Source organism: Phenylobacterium sp., assembly GCF_031425575.1.
Taxonomy (GTDB): domain Bacteria; phylum Pseudomonadota; class Alphaproteobacteria; order Caulobacterales; family Caulobacteraceae; genus Phenylobacterium.
This window is the reverse complement of the sequence record NZ_JANPJP010000132.1, coordinates 1-16,211: the sequence shown is the minus strand read 5'-3', so window position 1 is coordinate 16,211 and position 16,211 is coordinate 1. Positions and strand designations below refer to the sequence as shown.

Here is a 16,211-nt window from a genome sequence, read left to right as displayed (position 1 = left end):
GGGTCGTCGGCCAGCAGCCGGGCCACGCCCGAGCCGCCCGCGCCGTTCAGGGGCTTGAGCACGATATCGCCCTGGCGGGCGCGGAACTCATAGATCGCCTCGAGATCGGAGGTGATCAGGGTCGGCGGCTGCACGCCGGGGAAGGTGGTGACGAACAGCTTTTCCGGCGCGTTGCGCACCTCGGTGGGGTTGTTCACCACCAGGGTCTTGGGGTGGATGGCGTCCAGGAAGTGGGTCGAGGTGATGTAGGCCATGTCGAAGGGCGGGTCCTGGCGCAGCAGGACGACATCGAAGTCCGACAGGTCGCGGGTCTCCCACGGGCCGAAGGCGGCGTGGTCGCCCTTCACGGGCTGGACGGTCACCGAACGGCCCTTGGCGGTGAGCCTGCCGCTCTCCAGGGCCATGCGCTCCGGGGTGTAGACCCACAGGGTGTGGCCCCGTTCCTGGGCCGACTGCATCATCAGGAAGGTCGTATCGCCTTCGATATTGATCCCCTCCAGGGGGTCCATCTGGACGGCGACCTTCAGGGACATGGGCGGGCTTCCTTGCAAGCTGAGGCGTTCAGATAGGTCGGGGCGGGTGCGAGCGCCAGCGCTGCTTAGTTGAGTTGCAGCCGCACGCGCTCGCGGTGGGCCCGGGCGGCCAGGGCTGCGCCGCCGTCCAGGGTCGAGGCCTGGGCCAGGGCCTGGAGGGCGCCGGCCAGGGCGCCTTGGCCCTCTCGGGCGGCGGCGACGTCCAGCCAGGGGCGGTGATCGCTGGGGTCCAGCAGGGCGCGGCGCAGGGCGGCGCGTTCGGCGCGGCCGAAGTCACGGGCCGTCACGGCGCGAGCGAAGATGTTGTTCTGCAGCCGCATCAGCACGGCGCGGTCGGGGGCGGGCGCCATCAGCCGGTCCAGGCGGTCGGCGACATTGGGGGTGAGGCCGGCGTGCAGGGCCCGCCGGGTGAGCTCCGAGGGCAGGACCACCCGGCCCTCGCTATAGGGGTCGAGCGCCAGGGGCCCCTCGTGGGTCTCGATCCGCAGCAGGAAGTGGCCGGGGAAGTCGACGCCCTGGACGGTGAGACCGCACCTTCGCGCGACATGCAGGTAGTAGATTCCCAGGGCCACCGGCAGGCCCTTGCGGCGCTCGGCCACCGAAAGGATGTCGGCGTTGTCGGGGTGTTCGTAGGTGAAGAGGTCTCCCCCCAGGGCCAGGTCCCCGGCCATGGTCTCGGCCAGGGCCTCCTCTGGACTTTCGGTGACCAGGCGCTGGGTCAGATGCTCAATCCCGGATTCGCCGAGGTCGCGGGCCTGCTGGGCGTCGCGGCTGGGGTCCTCGTGCAGGGCGCAGGCGATGGCGGCTTCCAGCAGGGGGAAGTCGCCGTCCACGCACTGCCCTGCTTGGGTCAGATAGGCCTCAGCGTCTTCGCGACTCATGACAACTCACGCACCTCTCCAGGCGTCTGGACTATGTCTTGGAAGTCTGCCCGGCGCGAGGGCGATAAGATCGAGACGCACGGCGGCGTTGTGCAGCGCCGGCCGGCGGGCGGCCAGGGTGGCCCCGGCGCGCCGCAGCCGGGCCCGCTGATCGGCGCTGACCGCCTCCATCGCCGCCAGCATGGTCGTGCGCGACTTGACCTCGACCACAGCCAAAACCCCGCCCCGGTGGGCCAGCAGGTCGATCTCGGCCTGGGGGGTCTTCAGGCGAAAGCCCAGGATGCGGTAACCCTTCAGCATCAACCAGATCGCCGCCCAGACCTCGGCGCGACGGCCAGAGAGCCGGGCCGCAGCCCCGCGCGCCTGGCGGATGGGGTTCACGGCCTGGCGTCCTTGAGGGCCATGGCGCGCTTGTAGAGGTCGCGGCGGGGCAGGCCCAAGGCCTTGGCCACCTCGCTGGCGGCGTCGGCCGTGCCCAGGCGCTCCAGGGCCTGGAGCAGGGCTGTATCGACATCAGCCTGCGTGGCGGCCTCCTCGCGGCCGGGGCCGACGACGATGACGAACTCGCCCTTGGGCGCGGCGAACCGCTTGTCGGCGGCAAGCTGGTCGAGGGGCGCCCGGGTCACGGTCTCGTAGAGCTTGGTGAGCTCGCGGGCGACGGCGGCCTCCCGTGGGCCGAAGACGGCGGCCATGTCGGCGAGGCTGGCGGCGACGCGGGAGCCGCCCTCGAAGAACACCAGGGTGGCCCGCAGCCCGGCCAGCTCCTGGAAGAAGGTCTGCCGCGCGGCGCTCTTGGGGGGTGGAAAGCCGGCGAACAGGAAGCGGTCGGTGGGAAGGCCCGCGACCGTGAGCCCCGCCAGCAGGGCTGAGGCGCCGGGGATCGGATAGACCGGCAGACCGTCGGCCATGGCTTCTCTGGCCAGGCGGTAGCCCGGATCGGAGACCAGGGGCGTGCCCGCGTCGGACACCAGGGCGACCCGGCCGCCTTCGCTCAGGATCTGCAGGGCTTTCGGCCCGGCCCGGTCGGCGGAGTGCTCGTCATAGCGCTCCAGCTTCTTCGACAGGCCGTAGGCGCTCAGCAGCTTGCCCGCCACCCGGGTGTCCTCGGCCAGGACCAGGTCGCAGGCCGAGAGTACGTCGAGGGCGCGCAGGGTGATGTCCCGCAGATTGCCGATCGGCGTCGCCACCAGGTAGAGGCCGGGCGCCAGGAGCGCTTGCGACAGTTCGGGTGGCGGCGGGCGGGGGGACATGGGCGAGGAATCACCGGTTCGGCCGCCCATGGCAAGCTTGGGCTCAGGCGAGCGCCAGCCGGCTGGTGACCCAGTTGAGGACCAGGCGCCCCGCCGGGGTGGCCCGCAGGCGGTCCGGATCGGGGGCGAGGAGGCCGGCGTCGATCAGGCTGCGCACCTCCGGATGGCTGGGCTGGAGGGTCAATGCGGCGATCTCGGCGAAGGCCACCCCGTCCTCGATCCGCAGGCCGGCCAGCAGGCGCTCCTCGGCGGCCTGCCGCGCCGTGAGCATCTCGCGGGTCGACCAACCGAGACCGGTCTCGGCGACCTGGGCGATGTAGTCCGCGGGCCTGGTCGCGGCGAAGGTGGCGGTGCGGGCGCCGTCCAGGGTCAGGCGGCCATGGGCGCCTGGGCCGGCGCCCACATAGTCCTGGCCGCGCCAATAGACGAGGTTGTGGCGGGAGCGGGCGGCCTCGCCCCGCGCATGATTGGAAACCTCGTAGGCGGTGAAGCCGGCGTCGGTCAGGGTCTCCTGGGTGACGTCGAACAATTCGGCGGCGAGGTCCTCAGCCGGAGGAAGCAGGGCGCCGCGCTTCACCGCGCGGTCGAAGGCGGTGCCGGCCTCGATGGTGAGCTGGTAGGGCGACAGGTGTTCGGCGCCCAGGCCGATAGCCTCGCCAAGTTCGGCCCGCCAGGCGTCGGCGGTCTGGCCGGGGCGGGCATAGATCAGGTCCAGCGAGAGTCGGGAACAGCCTCGCGCCCAGGGCGGCGGCGCGGCGGGCCTCATTGGCCCCGTGGTTGCGGCCCAGCAGGGCGAGGCTGGCGTCGTCCAGGGCCTGGACGCCAAGGGACAGGCGCTGCACCCCGGCGGCGGCGAAGCCCGCGAACCGCCCGGCCTCGGCGTCGGTGGGATTGGCCTCCAGGGTGATCTCCAGGTCCGGCGCGGGCGTCCAGAGGCTCATGCAGAGCGCGATCATCTCCCCAGCCCAGTCGGGATCCATCAGGGACGGCGTGCCGCCCCCCAGGAAGATGGAGGTCAGTTCGCGGGGGCTGGTCAGCTCCCGGTGGCGGCGCAGGTCGGCGAGGATGGCGTCCTTCAGGGCGAGCTGTTCAACGCCCCGCCCCCGGTCGCGCAGGACGTTGAAGTCGCAATAGGGGCAGATGCGCGCGCAGTAGGGCCAATGGATATAGACCCCCAGGCTCTTCAAAGTATGGCGGCCTTGAGCTTGGCGAAGGCCAGAGCCCGGTGGCTCATGGCGTCCTTGGCGGCGGGGTCCATCTCCCCGAAGGTCAGGTCGTGGCCGAGCGGCGTGAAGATGGGGTCGTAGCCGAAGCCCCGGGTTCCGCGCCCGGGAAAGGTCAAGGTCCCGTCCACCCGGCCCTCGACGACGACGGCGGGGCCGTCCGGCCAGGCGACGGCGAGCGCGCTGGTGAACCAGCAGGAGAGATCCTCCGACCCGCTCTCCTCCACCCGTTCCTGGACCTTGCCAATGGCCACGGCGAAGTCCTTCCCCGGCCCCGCCCAGCGCGCTGAGAAGATGCCCGGGGCGCCGTCCAGGGCCGATACCGACAGGCCGGAATCGTCGGCCAGGGCGATCAGGCCGCTGGCGTCGGCGGCGGCGCGGGCCTTCAGCAGGGCGTTGCCGACGAAGGTGGTCTCGGTCTCGTCGGGCTCGGCCAGGCCCAGCTCGCCGGCGGTCAGCAGGAAGAAGCGGTTCTCCAGGATGGCGGCGATCTCCACGACCTTGCCCGGATTGTGGGTCGCCACCACCAGCCGCGCGCCGGGTTCGAGCTTGAGCGCCATGGGAAAACCTCCGGTTCGGGCGGGACGGCGGACCATAGTCGCCACGCGCGAGGCGTTCAATTGCAAGGCTTTGCGCAGGCTCAAGCTCAACATTACCAATGTTTCATATCGTTTTTCGATAATTATCTTGATCGAAAAGCGATGCGCTCATATTGACTATCGACATCGGGCGGCGATGGGCCGCCCACCACCCCAAGCACCGCCGAGGCGGGGCGAACCTGGAGATGAAGTGATGATTTCGCCTGTGATGACCTGGATGGACCGCGCTCTGATGCAAGTCGTGATCGTCCTCGCCGCCCTTCCCGTGGTGGCCTTGGTGGCCGGCTCGCTGGTCAGCTAGACTGACGTGGTCAAGCCAGACGCTTCCCGCCGCCAGCCGCCGCGTTGGCGGCGGCGCCACACCAGCGGGGAGATACAGTTGATGCGCGCCCTGGGGCCCGGCTCGGTTTCGAGCTTCCTGAAGATCATCCTCGATGTGGTCTATGTCGCCCTGTGGATCGGCGTCGGCGTCGTCGGCGTCCTGATGCTGGCCGCCCTGCTGCTGAGCTTCAATCCCGAGTTGATCGCCAACCTGTCCCTGAGCGCCGAGGGGGCGTCGGTGGTCAGCCGCGGTCCTGTCCTGGCCGGAGGCCTGCTCGCTGCGGCCCTCTACATGGCCGGCCTGCAGGTGATCGTGGCGCGTTTGCGCCAAATCTTCGCCACACTGACGGCCGGAGACCCCTTCCATCCGGACAATGTGCTGCGCCTGCGGGTGATCGGCCTGGCGCTCGGCAGCCTGGAACTGGTGCGCTACGCCGTCCGCTTCGCTGGCGACTGGCTGGACCTCGCCCAGACCAAGAGCAGCCAGGGTCTCAGCCTGACGGCCTGGTTCTCAGTGCTGGTGGTGTTTGTGCTCGCTGAGGTGTTCCGCGAAGGCGCGCGCCTGCGCCGCGAAGCGGAGCTGACGATCTGACCATGCCTATTCGTGTCCTGCTCGACCGCGTGCTTCTGGAACGCCGCATGTCGCTCACCGAACTCGCCGACCGCGTTGGCGTCACCATCGCCAACCTGTCGATCCTTAAGACCGGCAAGGCCCGCGCCGTGCGTTTTTCCACCCTGGCGGCCCTGTGCCGCGAACTGGACTGCCAGCCCGGTGACCTGCTGCACTACGAGGCTGGGCCCTCTGACGACCTGCCGGACGACGATGACGGCTGAACACGGCGACGTGATGATGCAGCGCGATAAAAAACTGTGCGCGCGTGTGCAAAAAAGTTCGACTGAGCGGTGCTTAGATATTGTCAGGTAAGGCTTTCGCTCCTATATGCACCGCAACAATTGCTGCATTGCACAAAGGAGCTACCCATGGCTCGCGCCATTGAAAGCCTGATCGACCGCCTGATGGCTCCCTTCGCCGAAGAGCTGGCCCGCCTGCCCGCCTCGGCCTTCCGCCAGCTGCTGAACGGTCTCTAAGACCCGTACCCATCGCTCTCCAGCGGTGTCACGTTTGAAGCGGGCGGTCCTCTCCAGGGCCGCCCGTTTTGCATTCTATTTCCGCGCGCCGGCTTCCTGCTGTAGGACGCAGAGTTCGCCGATCCCCTTGCGGGCCAGGCTGAACAGGGCCTCGAATTCATCCTGGCTGAAGCCGCGCTTCTCGCCGGTGGCCTGAATCTCGACGATATCGCCCGAGCCGGTGAGCACGAAGTTGGCGTCGGCCTCGGCGTTCGAGTCTTCCTCGTATTCCAGGTCGAGGACCGGAACGCCGTTGTAGATGCCGCAGGAAATGGCCGCGACCTGGTCGGTGATCGGGTCCTGGGTGATCAGGCCTTCCTCCATCAGGTAGTTCACCGCCTGGCGTAGTGCGACCCAGGCGCCAGTGATGGCGGCGGTGCGCGTACCGCCGTCGGCCTGAATGACATCGCAGTCGATGGAGATCTGGCGCTCCCCCAGCAGGGTCGGGTTGATGATGGCGCGCAGGGAGCGGCCGATCAGGCGCTGGATCTCCTGGGTGCGTCCCGACTGCTTGCCCTCCGAGGCCTCGCGGCGGCCCCGGGTGTGGGTGGCCCTGGGCAGCATGCCGTATTCGGCGGTGACCCAGCCCTGGCCGCGGCCGCGCATGAAGCCCGGGACCCGGTCCTCGACGCTGGCGGTGATCAGCACCTTGGTGTGGCCAAAGGTGATCAGGCAGGAGCCCTCCGCATAGCGATTGACCCCAGTTTCGATGGTCACGGCGCGAAGAAGCTCGGGAGTACGGTCAGAAGGGCGCATGGAAGGGCTCGGATATGAGCGCGACGTCTTGCGCCGCAGAGGGTCGCGCTTATCCTAGAATACAGAGGTTCCGTCCATGGTTCTGACCTGCCTAGCTCCTTGACCAGCTCGCTCCTGACCGGCGGGCCTTCGCTTGCCGCCCTGGATGAGCGCGCCCGCGACATCTTCCGCCGCGTCGTGGAAAGCTATCTGGAGACCGGCGACCCGGTGGGCTCGCGCACGCTTTCCAAGGGGGGGGTGCATCTGTCCCCCGCCTCGATCCGCAACACCATGCAGGACCTGACCCAGCTCGGCCTGCTGGGGGCGCCTCATGTCAGCGCCGGCCGGCTACCGACCCATGCGGGCCTGCGCCTGTTCGTCGACGGCCTGATGGAGGTGGGCGACGTCGGCGAGGAAGAGCGGCGGTCCATCGAGCACCGGCTCACCGGCCGCGGCCAGACCTTCGACGACGCCCTCAACGAGGCCAGCGCCATCCTCTCGGGTCTGGCGGGCGGGGCCGGCGTGGTGGTCACCCCGGTGCGCGACGCTGGCGTCAAGCACGTGGAGTTCGTGTCGCTCTCGGCCGACCAGGCGCTCGCCGTCATGGTGTTCGACGACGGGGCGGTGGAGAACCGCCTCATGGCCCTGACCGCCGGCGTCACGCCGAGCGCCCTGCAGGAGGCGTCGAACTTCCTCAACACCCGCCTGCGCGGCAAAACCCTGGCCGAGGCGGGGCGCGAGATGCGCACCGAACTGGACACCGCCCGCCAGCAGCTCAACGAGACCGCGGCCCGGCTTGTGGAGGACGGCCTGGCCGCCTGGGGCGGAGGCGAGGTGGCCGAGCGCGCCCTGATCGTCCGGGGCCGCGGCAATCTTCTGGCCGACCCGGAGACCCTGGACGACCTCGAGCGCGTTAGGATGCTGTTCGACGACCTCGAACAGAAGGAACAGCTCATCGGGCTGCTGGACGGGGTCAACGAAGCCCAGGGCGTGCGCATCTTTATCGGAGCCGAAACCCGGCTGTTTTCGCTTTCGGGTTCCGCCGTGATCGCCGCGCCCTATATGACGGGCGGTCAGAAGGTGCTGGGCGCGATCGGAGTGATCGGTCCGGCCCGCCTAAACTATGCCCGGGTCATCCCGCTGGTGGACTATACCGCCCGCGTGCTGTCCCAGGTCCGAGAACGCGTGAAGGATTGAACATGTCCGACGATCATACGCCGGCCGAAGACGTCAACGAGATCGCAGATGCGGCGATCGACCACATCGAGGCCCTCACAGCCGAGAACAAGGGGCTGAAGGAGCAGGTGCTGCGCTACGCCGCCGAGGCGGAGAACACGCGCCGCCGCGCCGAGCGCGAGGCCAATGATGCGCGGGCCTACGCCATCCAGAAGTTCGGCAAGGACCTGCTGGCCGCCGCCGACAACATGGGCCGCGCGCTGGCCGCGGCGCCGACCGACAGCGCCGACACGGTGGTGAAGAACTTCGTCGTCGGCGTGGAGATGACGGCCAAGTCGCTGCAGGCCGCCTTCGAGACCAATGGGCTGAAGAAGATCGAGCCCGAGAAGGGCGTGAAGTTCGACCCGCACCAGCACCAGGCCATGATGGAGCAGCCCTCCAACGAGGTCGGCGCCGGGGGCGTGATCCAGGTGCTGCAGCCGGGCTACGAACTGCTGGGCCGGCTGATCCGCCCGGCCATGGTGGTGGTGGCGGCCAAGGGCTCCACGGGGCCGAGCGCCGCCGGCGCGGAACCCACGGGCGCTCCGGTCAATCCCTATGCGGCCAACGACGCCAGCCACGACGCCTCTCACGACGGCGACGCGGTGGACACCAAGGCCTGACCTGGCCGCACATCCCGGCCTTCGCCGGGGTGAGCGGGTCTCTTAGACCTTCGCGTCCGGCTTGCGCAGGCGGATCAGGCCTTCCTGGGTGACCGAGGCGACGAGGTCGCCCTTCTGGTCGTAGATCGAGCCGCGTACGAAGCCCCGACCGCCCGACGCCGAGGGGCTGTCCTGGTGGTAGAGGTGCCATTCGTTGAAGTTCGACGGCTTGTGGAACCACATGGCGTGGTCGAGGCTGGCCGACTGCAGGCCGGGGGTCTGCCATTCCACGCGGTGCGGCCGCATGGCGGTCGAGAGCATGTTCATGTCCGAGGCATAGGCCATGATCACCTGGTGCATGTGCGGGTCGGCGCCGATGGGGGCCGTGGCGCGGAACCAGACGCTGTTCTCGGCGGGCTTGGGGCCCTTGCTCCAGGACGACGGACCGACTGAACGCATCTCGATGGGCCGCGGGCGCGACATCATCTTGCGCATCTCTTCCGGGGCCTTCTCCATCATCTTGCGCTGCTTGACGGCATCGTCCTCGAGGTCGTCGGGCGCGGGAACCTCGGGCATGGGCGCCTGGTGTTCGAAGCCCTCTTCCAGCACCTGGAAGGAGGCCGCCAGGTTGAAGATCTGCTTGCCGTTCTGGATTGCCACCACGCGCCGGGTGGTGAAGGTGCCGCCATCGCGCGAGCGGTCGACGTCGAAGACGATCGGCACGCGGGGATCGCCCGGACGGATGAAGTAGCAGTGCAGCGAGTGGCAGACTCGGTCCTCGACCGTTTCATATGCCGCCAGCAGGGACTGGGCGATCACCTGGCCCCCGAAGATGCGGCCCGGTCCCATGGACGGACTGACGCCCCGGAACAGGTTGAGCTCCAGGCGTTCCAGCGACAGGGTCTCGGGCAGGCTCTCGGGGGTGTCCATTATGGGTCTCGGAATATGCTGCAAGTGCGAAAGGCGCTGAATTAGGCCCATAGCGGCGCTCGGGCAAGGCGGTAGAATTACGCGGCCCGATGGTCCAAAAGCCGCAGATGTCCTTCGACGCCGCCGTCCTGACCATGTTTCCCGAGGCCTTCCCGGGTCCGCTTGGCGTTTCGCTGATCGGCACGGCCTGGCGCGAGCAGGGTCTGTGGTCCTTGGAAACGGTGGACATTCGGGGATTTTCCAAGGATAAGCGCGGCTTCCTGGACGACACCCCCGCGGGTGGCGGCCCGGGACAGGTGATGCGAGCGGACGTCATCGCCTCTGCGCTGGACAGCGTGGAGCGGCGAGGGCGGCCGCTTTTGTATATGAGCGCCCGGGGTCAGCCCCTGACCCAGGCGCGGGTTCGAGAATGGGCTGACGGGCCTGGGCTGATCGTCCTGGCCGGCCGGTTCGAGGGGGTGGACCAGCGGGTGCTCGACGCGCGCGGGTTCGAGGAGGTCGCCGTCGGCGACGCGGTGCTCGCTGGTGGCGAGGCGGCGGCCCTGGTGACGATCGAGGCGTGCGTACGGCTGGTCCCCGGTGTGTTGGGGCAGGCCGAGAGTTTGAGTGAAGAAAGCTTCGAGGATGGGCTCCTTGAAGGTCCGCAATATACGCGACCGCGGACGTTCGAAGGCCTGGATATCCCCGAGGTGTTGCTGAGCGGCCATCACGCCCTGGTGCGTAATTGGAGAGCTGAGCAGCGCGAAGCGACGACGCGGAAGCAGCGGCCGGACTTGTGGGCGCGGCGAACCGCCAATCAACAGCCAAAGGGCGATTAAGCCCGAAGACCTAGAGGACCACCTAAATGAACATCATCCAGCAGCTGGAAGACGAAGAGCGCAACCGCCTTCTCGCCACCCGCAAGATCCCCGACTTCCAAGCTGGCGACACCCTTCGCGTCAACGTGAAGATCAAGGAAGGCGAGCGCGAGCGCGTCCAGGCCTATGAAGGTGTCTGCATCGCCCGTCAGGGCGGCGGCATCAACGAGAGCTTCACCGTCCGCAAGATCTCCTTCGGCGAAGGCGTGGAGCGGGTGTTCCCGACCCACTCGCCGATGATCGAGTCCATCGAGGTGAAGCGCCGCGGCGTCGTGCGGCGCGCCAAGCTCTATTACCTGCGCGACCGTCGCGGGAAGTCGGCCCGGATCGCCGAACGCTCCTACACCGGCGGCGCGGCCAAGCCGGAAACCGTCACCCCGGCGGAAACCGCCGAGGACTAGGTCTTCCGACCCTACGAGTTTCAAACGGCGGCCCTGGCGACGGGGCCGCCGTTTTCATTTCAGCCCTCAACCCAAGCCTTCCAGGCCTGCATCACCGGAACGAAGTCGGTGGGCTGTGTCTCATACTGCAGGACATCGTCGGCGAACTGGACCCAGGGCTGGGCGCTCCTTACCCAGAAGGCCGAGACCGGGCGCAGCCAGTCGGTTTCGTCCAGGGTTCCTGGCCGGAGGGTCAGGGAATGCGGGCCGCCGGGCGGCTCGGTGAAGACCCGCACGCCGCAGTCGGGGCAGAAGCGCTGGGGGATCACGGTCCCCGAACTGGCCTGGCGCGGCCAGTTGGCCGGGTCGCCCCGGGTGATCTCAAAATCCTTGCGGAACACCGGCATGGCCATGGAAAAGGCGCTGCCGGTCAGGGACTGGCAGTCGCTGCAATGGCAGGTATAGACCGCGATCGGAGGCGCGTTCAGCCGATAGCGGATGGCCCCGCAGGCGCAGCCGCCCTCGATGGGAAATTCGGGCAGGCGGCTCATCCCTTGCGCCCCAGATACTCGCCGAGGCCCGCCACCAGGTGGTCGAACATCAGCCGCATGCGGCGGCTGCCCTTCAGGTTCTCGTGCATGGCGATCCAGCATTCGAGTTCGAAGGAGAAGGCGTTGGCCAGCACCGGGACCAGGCCATCGCGGCGGGCGATCTGGTGCTGGACGCCACCGATACCCATGCCGGCTCGGATCGCCGAGACCTGGGCGGCGTCGTCGTCGGTGCGGAAGTTGAAGATCTCGCGGGTGATGGGGCGCGGGAAGTCGATCCCCGAAAGCGCTTCCAGGGGCGGCCGCTCGCGGTCGAAACCGATGATGGTGTGGTCCTCCAGGTCCTCAAGGCTGCCGGGCGCGCCGCGGCGGTCGAGATAGGCCTGGGTGGCGTAGAAGCCGACCCCGAGCATGCCGACCTTGCGGGCCACCAGGGCGCCCTGGGTCGGGCGGGCCATCCGCACGGCGATGTCGGCGTCGCGCCGCGACAGGTCCTCGTTCTTGTTGGACAGCACCAGTTCGATGGCGATCTCGGGGTGCTGCTCCATGAAGCCGGCCAGGATCTGCGGCAGCACCTCGACGCCGACGATCAGGCTGGCGGCGATGCGGACCGAGCCCTTCTCGCTGTCGGCCGCCCCAGAGGCGTCGCGCGCGGCGGCCGAAGCGGCGGCATGCATTTCCTCCAGGTGCGCCTTGAGGCTGAGGGCCAGGTCGGTGGGGGTCAGGCCGCGAGGGCTGCGCAGGAACAGCGGCGCGCCGAGCTGCTGTTCCAGCGTCTCGATATGCCGGCCGATGGTGGGCTGGGTCAGGCCCCGGGATCGGGACGCCGCCGACAGACTGCCCGACTGCAGGACCGCGTGCAGGCTTTGGTACAGGTCCCAGGTCGGATCGCTCATGCGCTTATGAATAGCTGAGTCACGGATAACCGCAATTTCGTCTGAGCTCCCCGAGGCCGATCTTTGTTCTCTCACCAGCGTGACAGCCGGAAGTGGAAACCGGTTCCGGCGCCCGTCACGCGCAGCTTCCAAGAGAGATGGCGACATGGCGACGTTAGACAAGACCGCCCTGGTGATTGGGGCGACGGGATCGGTGGGCGGGGAGGTGGCCGCCGCGCTGCTGGCCCACGGCTGGCGCGTACGCGGCCTGCATCGCGACCCCGCGCGGGCGGCCCGCGAGGCGGTCGGCCTGGAGGCCATCGAATGGGTGAAGGGCGACGCCATGTCGGCCGCCGAGGTGACAGCGGCGGCGCTGGGCGCGGAGCTGATCGTCCACGCCGCCAGCCCGCCCGGCTACAGGAACTGGGCGGGCCTGGCCATGCCCATGCTGGAGGCCAGCATCGCGGCGGCCAAGGCTACCGGCGCGCGGATCCTCTTCCCGGGCAATGTTTACAACTACGGCCCCGACGCCTTCCCGATGATGGCCGAGGACGCGCCGCAGAACCCCAGCACGCGCAAGGGCGCGATACGGGTGGCGATGGAGCAGCGGCTGGAAAGCGCGGGCGTGCGGACTCTGGTGGTCCGGGCCGGCGACTTCTTCGGCCCGGTCAGCGCCAGCTCCTTCCTGACGGAGGGGCTGGTGGCCAAGGACAAGCCGCTGAAAAGCGTCGCCTATCCCGGCCCGCGCGAAATTCGCCACTGCTGGGCCTATCTTCCCGACCTCGCCGAGACCATGGCGCGGCTGGCGGATATCGAGGCCACCCTGCCCGACCAGGCCGCCTACCAGTTCGGCGGCCATCAGGTCACCGGCGACGAGATGATCGCCGCCCTGGAGGGTGTCGCGGGCCGCAGGCTGACGGTGAAGCGCTTCCCCTGGCTGGCCCTCCGCGCCCTGGGCCCCTTCGTGGAGATGCTCCGCGAACTCGCCGAGATGCGCTACCTCTGGGACAACACCGTCCTGCTGGACAACGCCCGGCTGGTGAAAACCCTCGGCGCGGAGCCCCAGACGCCCCTGGAAACCGCGCTTCGGACCGCCCTTCAGGGTCAAGGTTGCCTCCCGCTCGACCAAAAAGCCGCAGCCTGAGGCAAATCCTTGCGCGGGCCTGGCGGAATTCGTCGCCGGGCGCTGGACTTAAGGGCCCCTGCGACCCTACATGCCGCCCATGTTCGGCAAGACCCTTTACGACAAGATCTGGGACGCCCACGTCGTTGCGCAGCAAGACGGCGAGGCGATCCTCTATATCGACCTGCACCTGATCCACGAGGTGACGACGCCCCAGGCCTTCGCCGGCCTGCGCGCCGCCGGCCGCTCCGTGCGTCGCCCCGACCGCACGCTGGCGGTGGCCGACCACAACGTCCCCACCGAGGGCCAGGCGCTCGGCGTCGGCGCTGTGGCCGATGAGGAGGCGCGCCTGCAGCTCCAGACCCTGGAGCGCAACGTCAAGGACAACGGCATCGAGTTCTTCCCGATGGGCGATATCCGCAACGGGATCGTCCACGTGGTGGGGCCCGAGCAGGGCCGCACCCAGCCGGGCATGACCATCGTCTGCGGCGACAGCCACACCTCGACCCACGGCGCCTTCGGCGCACTCGCCCAGGGCATCGGCACCTCGGAAGTCGAGCACGTGCTGGCCACACAGACCCTGCGCCAGAAGAAGTCGAAGAACCTGCGGGTCACCGTCAACGGGACCCCGGGCCCGGGCGTCGGCGCCAAGGACTTCGCGCTCGCCATCGTCGGCGCCATCGGCACGGCGGGCGGCACCGGCTCGGTGATCGAATATGCCGGGGAGGCCATCCGGGGCCTGTCCATGGAAGGCCGCATGACGCTCTGCAACCTGGCCATTGAGGCCGGGGCCCGGGCGGGTCTCGTGGCGCCCGATCAGAAGACCTTCGACTACATGGTGGGCCGACCGGCCACGCCGAAGGGCGCGGCCTGGGAGATGGCGCTCGCCCACTGGAAGACCTTCTTCTCCGACGACGACGCGGTGTTCGACCGCGAGGTGGTGCTGGACGCCGCCGACATCGCCCCCACCGTCACCTGGGGCACGTCGCCTGAGGACGTCGTGGCGGTGACCGGAAACGTACCCGCGCCGGAGAGCTTCGCGACCCCGGACAAGAAGATCTCCGCCGAACGGGCGCTGGACTATATGGGCCTCATCGCCGGCCAGCCGATCACCGAGGCCAGGGTGGACGTGGTGTTCATCGGCTCCTGCACCAACAGCCGGATCGAGGATCTGCGTTCCGCCGCCGCGGTGGCCCAGCACGCCTTCCTGAACGGCCGCCTGGTGGCGCCCCACGTGCGGGCCCTGGTGGTGCCGGGCTCGGGCCTGGTGAAGGAACAGGCCGAGGAGGAAGGCCTGGACGCCATCTTCAAGGCCGCCGGCTTCGACTGGCGCGAGCCGGGCTGCTCGATGTGCCTGGGCATGAACCCCGACCGACTGGCGCCAGGGGAACGCTGCGCCTCGACCTCCAACCGCAACTTCGAGGGCCGCCAGGGCCGGGGCGGACGCACCCACCTGATGAGCCCGGCCATGGCCGCCGCCGCCGCCATCGCAGGCCACATCGTCGACGTCCGGGAGATGATGTCGTGATCACGGGCTTAGATCACATCGCTCTGGCGGTGAACGATCTGGACGCGGCCGTCGCCGGCTACCGCGCCTTGCTGGGCCGCGAACCCAACTGGATCGGCGGCGACGGCGGCGCCCGCCACGCCTGGTTCCAGCTGCCCAACATGGCGCTCGATGTCATCAGCCCCAATGGCGAGGGCGCCTTCGGCGACACGATCCGCCAGCACCTGGCCGAGCACGGCGAGGGCATCTGGGCCATCGCCTTCACGGTGGAGAACGCCGAGGCCTCGCAGAAGCTGGCCGAGCGCCGGGGCCTGCGGGGCAGCGCGCCCGGTCCCACCCGCTCGACCCACGACGATGGCCGCAAACGCTACTGGACCACCAGCGCGCTCAACGCCGCCGACACCGGCGGCTTGAACATCCTGCTGGTGGATCCGCCCCGCAGCGGCGAGCCCTGGCCGTTGTCGGCGCCCGTCGAGAGCGAAGCCTCGGCGGTGAGCGAGCTCGACCATGTGGTGATCAACACCGCCAATCCCGACCGGGCGCTCGCCATCTACGGCGCCAAGCTCGGCCTTGATCTGCGGCTGGACCGCGCCAACGAACAGTGGGGCGTGCGCCAGCTGTTCTTCCGCTGCGGCTCGGCGGTGGTGGAGATGGGCGCCAGCCTCAAGCTGCCGGTGTCCGACGCCCCCGACCGTTTCGGCGGCCTGGCCTGGCGAGTCACCGACGCCGACGCGGCCCGCGCCCGGATCGCGGCGGCCGGCTTCGACGTCTCGGAGGTCCGCACGGGCCGCAAGCCCGGTACCAAGGTCTTCACCCTGCGCTCGGGCGTGCCCTCGGCCCCGGCCCTGATCATCCAGCAGAACGCCTGAGTTTCCGATGAAAGCCTTCACCAAGCTCGATGCGCGTATGGCCCCACTGACCATGGCCAATATCGACACCGACCAGATCATCCCCAAGCAGTTCCTCAAGACCGTGGAGCGCGAGGGCCTGGGCCGTGGGCTGTTCTACGACTTTCGCTTCGACGAGCAGGGGGTGGAGAAGACCGACTTCGTCCTGAACCGCCCGGAGTATTCGGGCGTCGGCGTCCTGGTGGCCGGCGACAATTTCGGCTGCGGGTCGAGCCGCGAGCATGCGCCCTGGGCCCTGCTGGACTTTGGGATCAGCTGCGTGATCTCCACCTCCTTCGCCGACATCTTCTACAACAACTGCTTCCAGAACGGCCTGCTGCCGGTGGTGCTGAAACCTGAAGAGGTCCAGGCCCTCATGGAAGAGGCCAAGGGCGGCAACCACGTGGTCACCGTCGACCTTGAGGCCCAGACGGTGGTGTCGCCCTCGGGCGCGGCGTTCAGTTTCCAGATCGACCCGCAGCGCAAGGCCAAGATGCTCCAGGGCCTGGACGCCATCGGCGAGACCCTGACCGCCGCCACCGACATCGACGTCTATGAGAGCAAGCGAGCCCTGTCCGAGCCCTGGCTGGAACGGGCGTGACCGTCATCATCGCCGG

General features: G+C 68.9%; 18 protein-coding genes and 2 pseudogenes. 10 read left to right on the top strand and 10 right to left on the bottom strand.

Annotated features, from left to right (window positions below; all coding sequences use genetic code 11):
- The 6 genes and pseudogenes from RMO97_RS07850 to RMO97_RS07825 all read right to left on the bottom strand — a co-directional run.
- Positions 1-533 (bottom strand): annotated as a pseudogene (locus RMO97_RS07850) (glutathione synthase); the annotation flags it as partial.
- A 65-nt stretch (positions 534-598) separates the two neighbouring features.
- Positions 599-1,414: a transglutaminase family protein gene (locus RMO97_RS07845; protein WP_310540106.1), complete on the bottom strand. Its 816-nt coding sequence runs from the start codon at positions 1,412-1,414 to the stop codon at positions 599-601.
- A 6-nt stretch (positions 1,415-1,420) separates the two neighbouring features.
- On the bottom strand, positions 1,421-1,795 hold the full coding sequence (locus RMO97_RS07840; RefSeq protein ID WP_310540105.1) for a YraN family protein: 375 nt from the start codon (positions 1,793-1,795) through the stop codon (positions 1,421-1,423).
- Complete coding sequence (gene rsmI, locus RMO97_RS07835; RefSeq protein ID WP_310540103.1) at positions 1,792-2,664, bottom strand: 16S rRNA (cytidine(1402)-2'-O)-methyltransferase; 873 nt, start codon at positions 2,662-2,664, stop codon at positions 1,792-1,794. The genes RMO97_RS07840 and rsmI overlap by 4 nt, the downstream gene beginning before the upstream one ends.
- A 43-nt stretch (positions 2,665-2,707) precedes the next feature.
- A pseudogene (hemW, locus tag RMO97_RS07830) lies at positions 2,708-3,851 on the bottom strand (radical SAM family heme chaperone HemW).
- Positions 3,848-4,447: a non-canonical purine NTP pyrophosphatase gene (locus RMO97_RS07825; RefSeq protein WP_310540101.1), complete on the bottom strand. Its 600-nt coding sequence runs from the start codon at positions 4,445-4,447 to the stop codon at positions 3,848-3,850. The pseudogene hemW and the gene RMO97_RS07825 overlap by 4 nt, the downstream one beginning before the upstream one ends.
- Positions 4,448-4,868: 421 nt before the next feature.
- Here RMO97_RS07825 and RMO97_RS07820 point away from each other — a divergent pair, with 421 nt between their 5' ends.
- Both RMO97_RS07820 and RMO97_RS07815 read left to right on the top strand, forming a co-directional pair.
- Positions 4,869-5,399 carry a DUF2975 domain-containing protein gene (locus RMO97_RS07820; RefSeq protein ID WP_310540100.1) on the top strand — a complete coding sequence of 177 codons (531 nt, stop codon included), beginning with the start codon at positions 4,869-4,871 and terminating at the stop codon, positions 5,397-5,399.
- Positions 5,400-5,401: 2 nt separating this feature from the next.
- The gene (locus RMO97_RS07815; RefSeq protein WP_304776171.1) at positions 5,402-5,641 is read left to right on the top strand and encodes a helix-turn-helix transcriptional regulator; all 240 of its coding nucleotides are present in this window, start codon (positions 5,402-5,404) and stop codon (positions 5,639-5,641) included.
- A gap of 330 nt (positions 5,642-5,971) precedes the next feature.
- Here RMO97_RS07815 and rph read toward each other — a convergent pair whose 3' ends face one another.
- Positions 5,972-6,691, bottom strand: a complete 720-nt coding sequence (rph, locus tag RMO97_RS07810) for a ribonuclease PH (RefSeq protein ID WP_310540097.1) — start codon at positions 6,689-6,691, stop codon at positions 5,972-5,974.
- A 99-nt stretch (positions 6,692-6,790) separates the two neighbouring features.
- On the opposite strand from rph, the gene hrcA reads away from it, so the two are divergent.
- Positions 6,791-7,867, top strand: coding sequence for a heat-inducible transcriptional repressor HrcA (gene hrcA / locus RMO97_RS07805; protein WP_310540095.1), 1,077 nt, complete (start codon positions 6,791-6,793; stop codon positions 7,865-7,867).
- A 2-nt stretch (positions 7,868-7,869) separates the two neighbouring features.
- Entirely contained in the window at positions 7,870-8,508 is a 639-nt protein-coding gene (gene grpE / locus RMO97_RS07800; RefSeq protein WP_310540094.1) for a nucleotide exchange factor GrpE, read from the top strand.
- A 42-nt stretch (positions 8,509-8,550) separates the two neighbouring features.
- On the opposite strand, the gene tesB is transcribed toward grpE, so the two are convergent.
- Complete coding sequence (tesB, locus tag RMO97_RS07795; protein ID WP_310540093.1) at positions 8,551-9,417, bottom strand: acyl-CoA thioesterase II; 867 nt, start codon at positions 9,415-9,417, stop codon at positions 8,551-8,553.
- Between the two features lie 107 nt (positions 9,418-9,524).
- On the opposite strand from tesB, the gene trmD reads away from it, so the two are divergent.
- Together trmD and rplS are read left to right on the top strand one after the other, a co-directional pair.
- Positions 9,525-10,235: a tRNA (guanosine(37)-N1)-methyltransferase TrmD gene (trmD, locus tag RMO97_RS07790; RefSeq protein WP_310540091.1), complete on the top strand. Its 711-nt coding sequence runs from the start codon at positions 9,525-9,527 to the stop codon at positions 10,233-10,235.
- Between the two features lie 26 nt (positions 10,236-10,261).
- A complete protein-coding gene (gene rplS, locus RMO97_RS07785) occupies positions 10,262-10,675 on the top strand; it encodes a 50S ribosomal protein L19 (protein ID WP_304698266.1) in 414 nt (137 codons plus the stop codon).
- A gap of 59 nt (positions 10,676-10,734) precedes the next feature.
- Here the strand turns inward: rplS and RMO97_RS07780 are convergent, their stop codons facing one another.
- Together RMO97_RS07780 and RMO97_RS07775 are read right to left on the bottom strand one after the other, a co-directional pair.
- The gene (locus RMO97_RS07780) at positions 10,735-11,205 is read right to left on the bottom strand and encodes a GFA family protein (RefSeq protein WP_310540089.1); all 471 of its coding nucleotides are present in this window, start codon (positions 11,203-11,205) and stop codon (positions 10,735-10,737) included.
- Positions 11,202-12,098: a LysR family transcriptional regulator gene (locus RMO97_RS07775; RefSeq protein ID WP_310540087.1), complete on the bottom strand. Its 897-nt coding sequence runs from the start codon at positions 12,096-12,098 to the stop codon at positions 11,202-11,204. Before RMO97_RS07775 ends, RMO97_RS07780 begins: the two co-directional genes overlap by 4 nt.
- Positions 12,099-12,243: 145 nt before the next feature.
- On the opposite strand from RMO97_RS07775, the gene RMO97_RS07770 reads away from it, so the two are divergent.
- From RMO97_RS07770 to leuD, 4 genes are all read left to right on the top strand, one after another.
- Positions 12,244-13,221: an NAD-dependent epimerase/dehydratase family protein gene (locus RMO97_RS07770; RefSeq protein WP_310540085.1), complete on the top strand. Its 978-nt coding sequence runs from the start codon at positions 12,244-12,246 to the stop codon at positions 13,219-13,221.
- A gap of 79 nt (positions 13,222-13,300) precedes the next feature.
- Positions 13,301-14,728 carry a 3-isopropylmalate dehydratase large subunit gene (leuC, locus tag RMO97_RS07765; RefSeq protein WP_310540108.1) on the top strand — a complete coding sequence of 476 codons (1,428 nt, stop codon included), beginning with the start codon at positions 13,301-13,303 and terminating at the stop codon, positions 14,726-14,728.
- Complete coding sequence (locus tag RMO97_RS07760; protein WP_310540083.1) at positions 14,725-15,576, top strand: VOC family protein; 852 nt, start codon at positions 14,725-14,727, stop codon at positions 15,574-15,576. The genes leuC and RMO97_RS07760 overlap by 4 nt, the downstream gene beginning before the upstream one ends.
- 7 nt (positions 15,577-15,583) lie before the next feature.
- Positions 15,584-16,195, top strand: coding sequence for a 3-isopropylmalate dehydratase small subunit (gene leuD / locus RMO97_RS07755; RefSeq protein WP_310540082.1), 612 nt, complete (start codon positions 15,584-15,586; stop codon positions 16,193-16,195).
- The last annotated feature ends 16 nt before the right edge of the window (positions 16,196-16,211 follow it).

Excerpts from the sequence above, each read along its gene's own strand:
- grpE (WP_310540094.1), top strand. The coding sequence starts at position 7,870 with ATGTCCGACGATCATACGCCGGCCGAAGACGTCAACGAGATCGCAGAT.
- rplS (WP_304698266.1), top strand. The coding sequence starts at position 10,262 with ATGAACATCATCCAGCAGCTGGAAGACGAAGAGCGCAACCGCCTTCTC.
- RMO97_RS07845 (WP_310540106.1), bottom strand. The coding sequence starts at position 1,414 with ATGAGTCGCGAAGACGCTGAGGCCTATCTGACCCAAGCAGGGCAGTGC.
- RMO97_RS07815 (WP_304776171.1), top strand. The coding sequence starts at position 5,402 with ATGCCTATTCGTGTCCTGCTCGACCGCGTGCTTCTGGAACGCCGCATG.
- RMO97_RS07770 (WP_310540085.1), top strand. The coding sequence starts at position 12,244 with ATGGCGACGTTAGACAAGACCGCCCTGGTGATTGGGGCGACGGGATCG.
- RMO97_RS07780 (WP_310540089.1), bottom strand. The coding sequence starts at position 11,205 with ATGAGCCGCCTGCCCGAATTTCCCATCGAGGGCGGCTGCGCCTGCGGG.
- leuC (WP_310540108.1), top strand. The coding sequence starts at position 13,301 with ATGTTCGGCAAGACCCTTTACGACAAGATCTGGGACGCCCACGTCGTT.
- trmD (WP_310540091.1), top strand. The coding sequence starts at position 9,525 with ATGTCCTTCGACGCCGCCGTCCTGACCATGTTTCCCGAGGCCTTCCCG.
- RMO97_RS07825 (WP_310540101.1), bottom strand. The coding sequence starts at position 4,447 with ATGGCGCTCAAGCTCGAACCCGGCGCGCGGCTGGTGGTGGCGACCCAC.
- tesB (WP_310540093.1), bottom strand. The coding sequence starts at position 9,417 with ATGGACACCCCCGAGAGCCTGCCCGAGACCCTGTCGCTGGAACGCCTG.
- leuD (WP_310540082.1), top strand. The coding sequence starts at position 15,584 with ATGAAAGCCTTCACCAAGCTCGATGCGCGTATGGCCCCACTGACCATG.
- rsmI (WP_310540103.1), bottom strand. The coding sequence starts at position 2,664 with ATGTCCCCCCGCCCGCCGCCACCCGAACTGTCGCAAGCGCTCCTGGCG.
- RMO97_RS07775 (WP_310540087.1), bottom strand. The coding sequence starts at position 12,098 with ATGAGCGATCCGACCTGGGACCTGTACCAAAGCCTGCACGCGGTCCTG.
- RMO97_RS07820 (WP_310540100.1), top strand. The coding sequence starts at position 4,869 with ATGCGCGCCCTGGGGCCCGGCTCGGTTTCGAGCTTCCTGAAGATCATC.
- rph (WP_310540097.1), bottom strand. The coding sequence starts at position 6,691 with ATGCGCCCTTCTGACCGTACTCCCGAGCTTCTTCGCGCCGTGACCATC.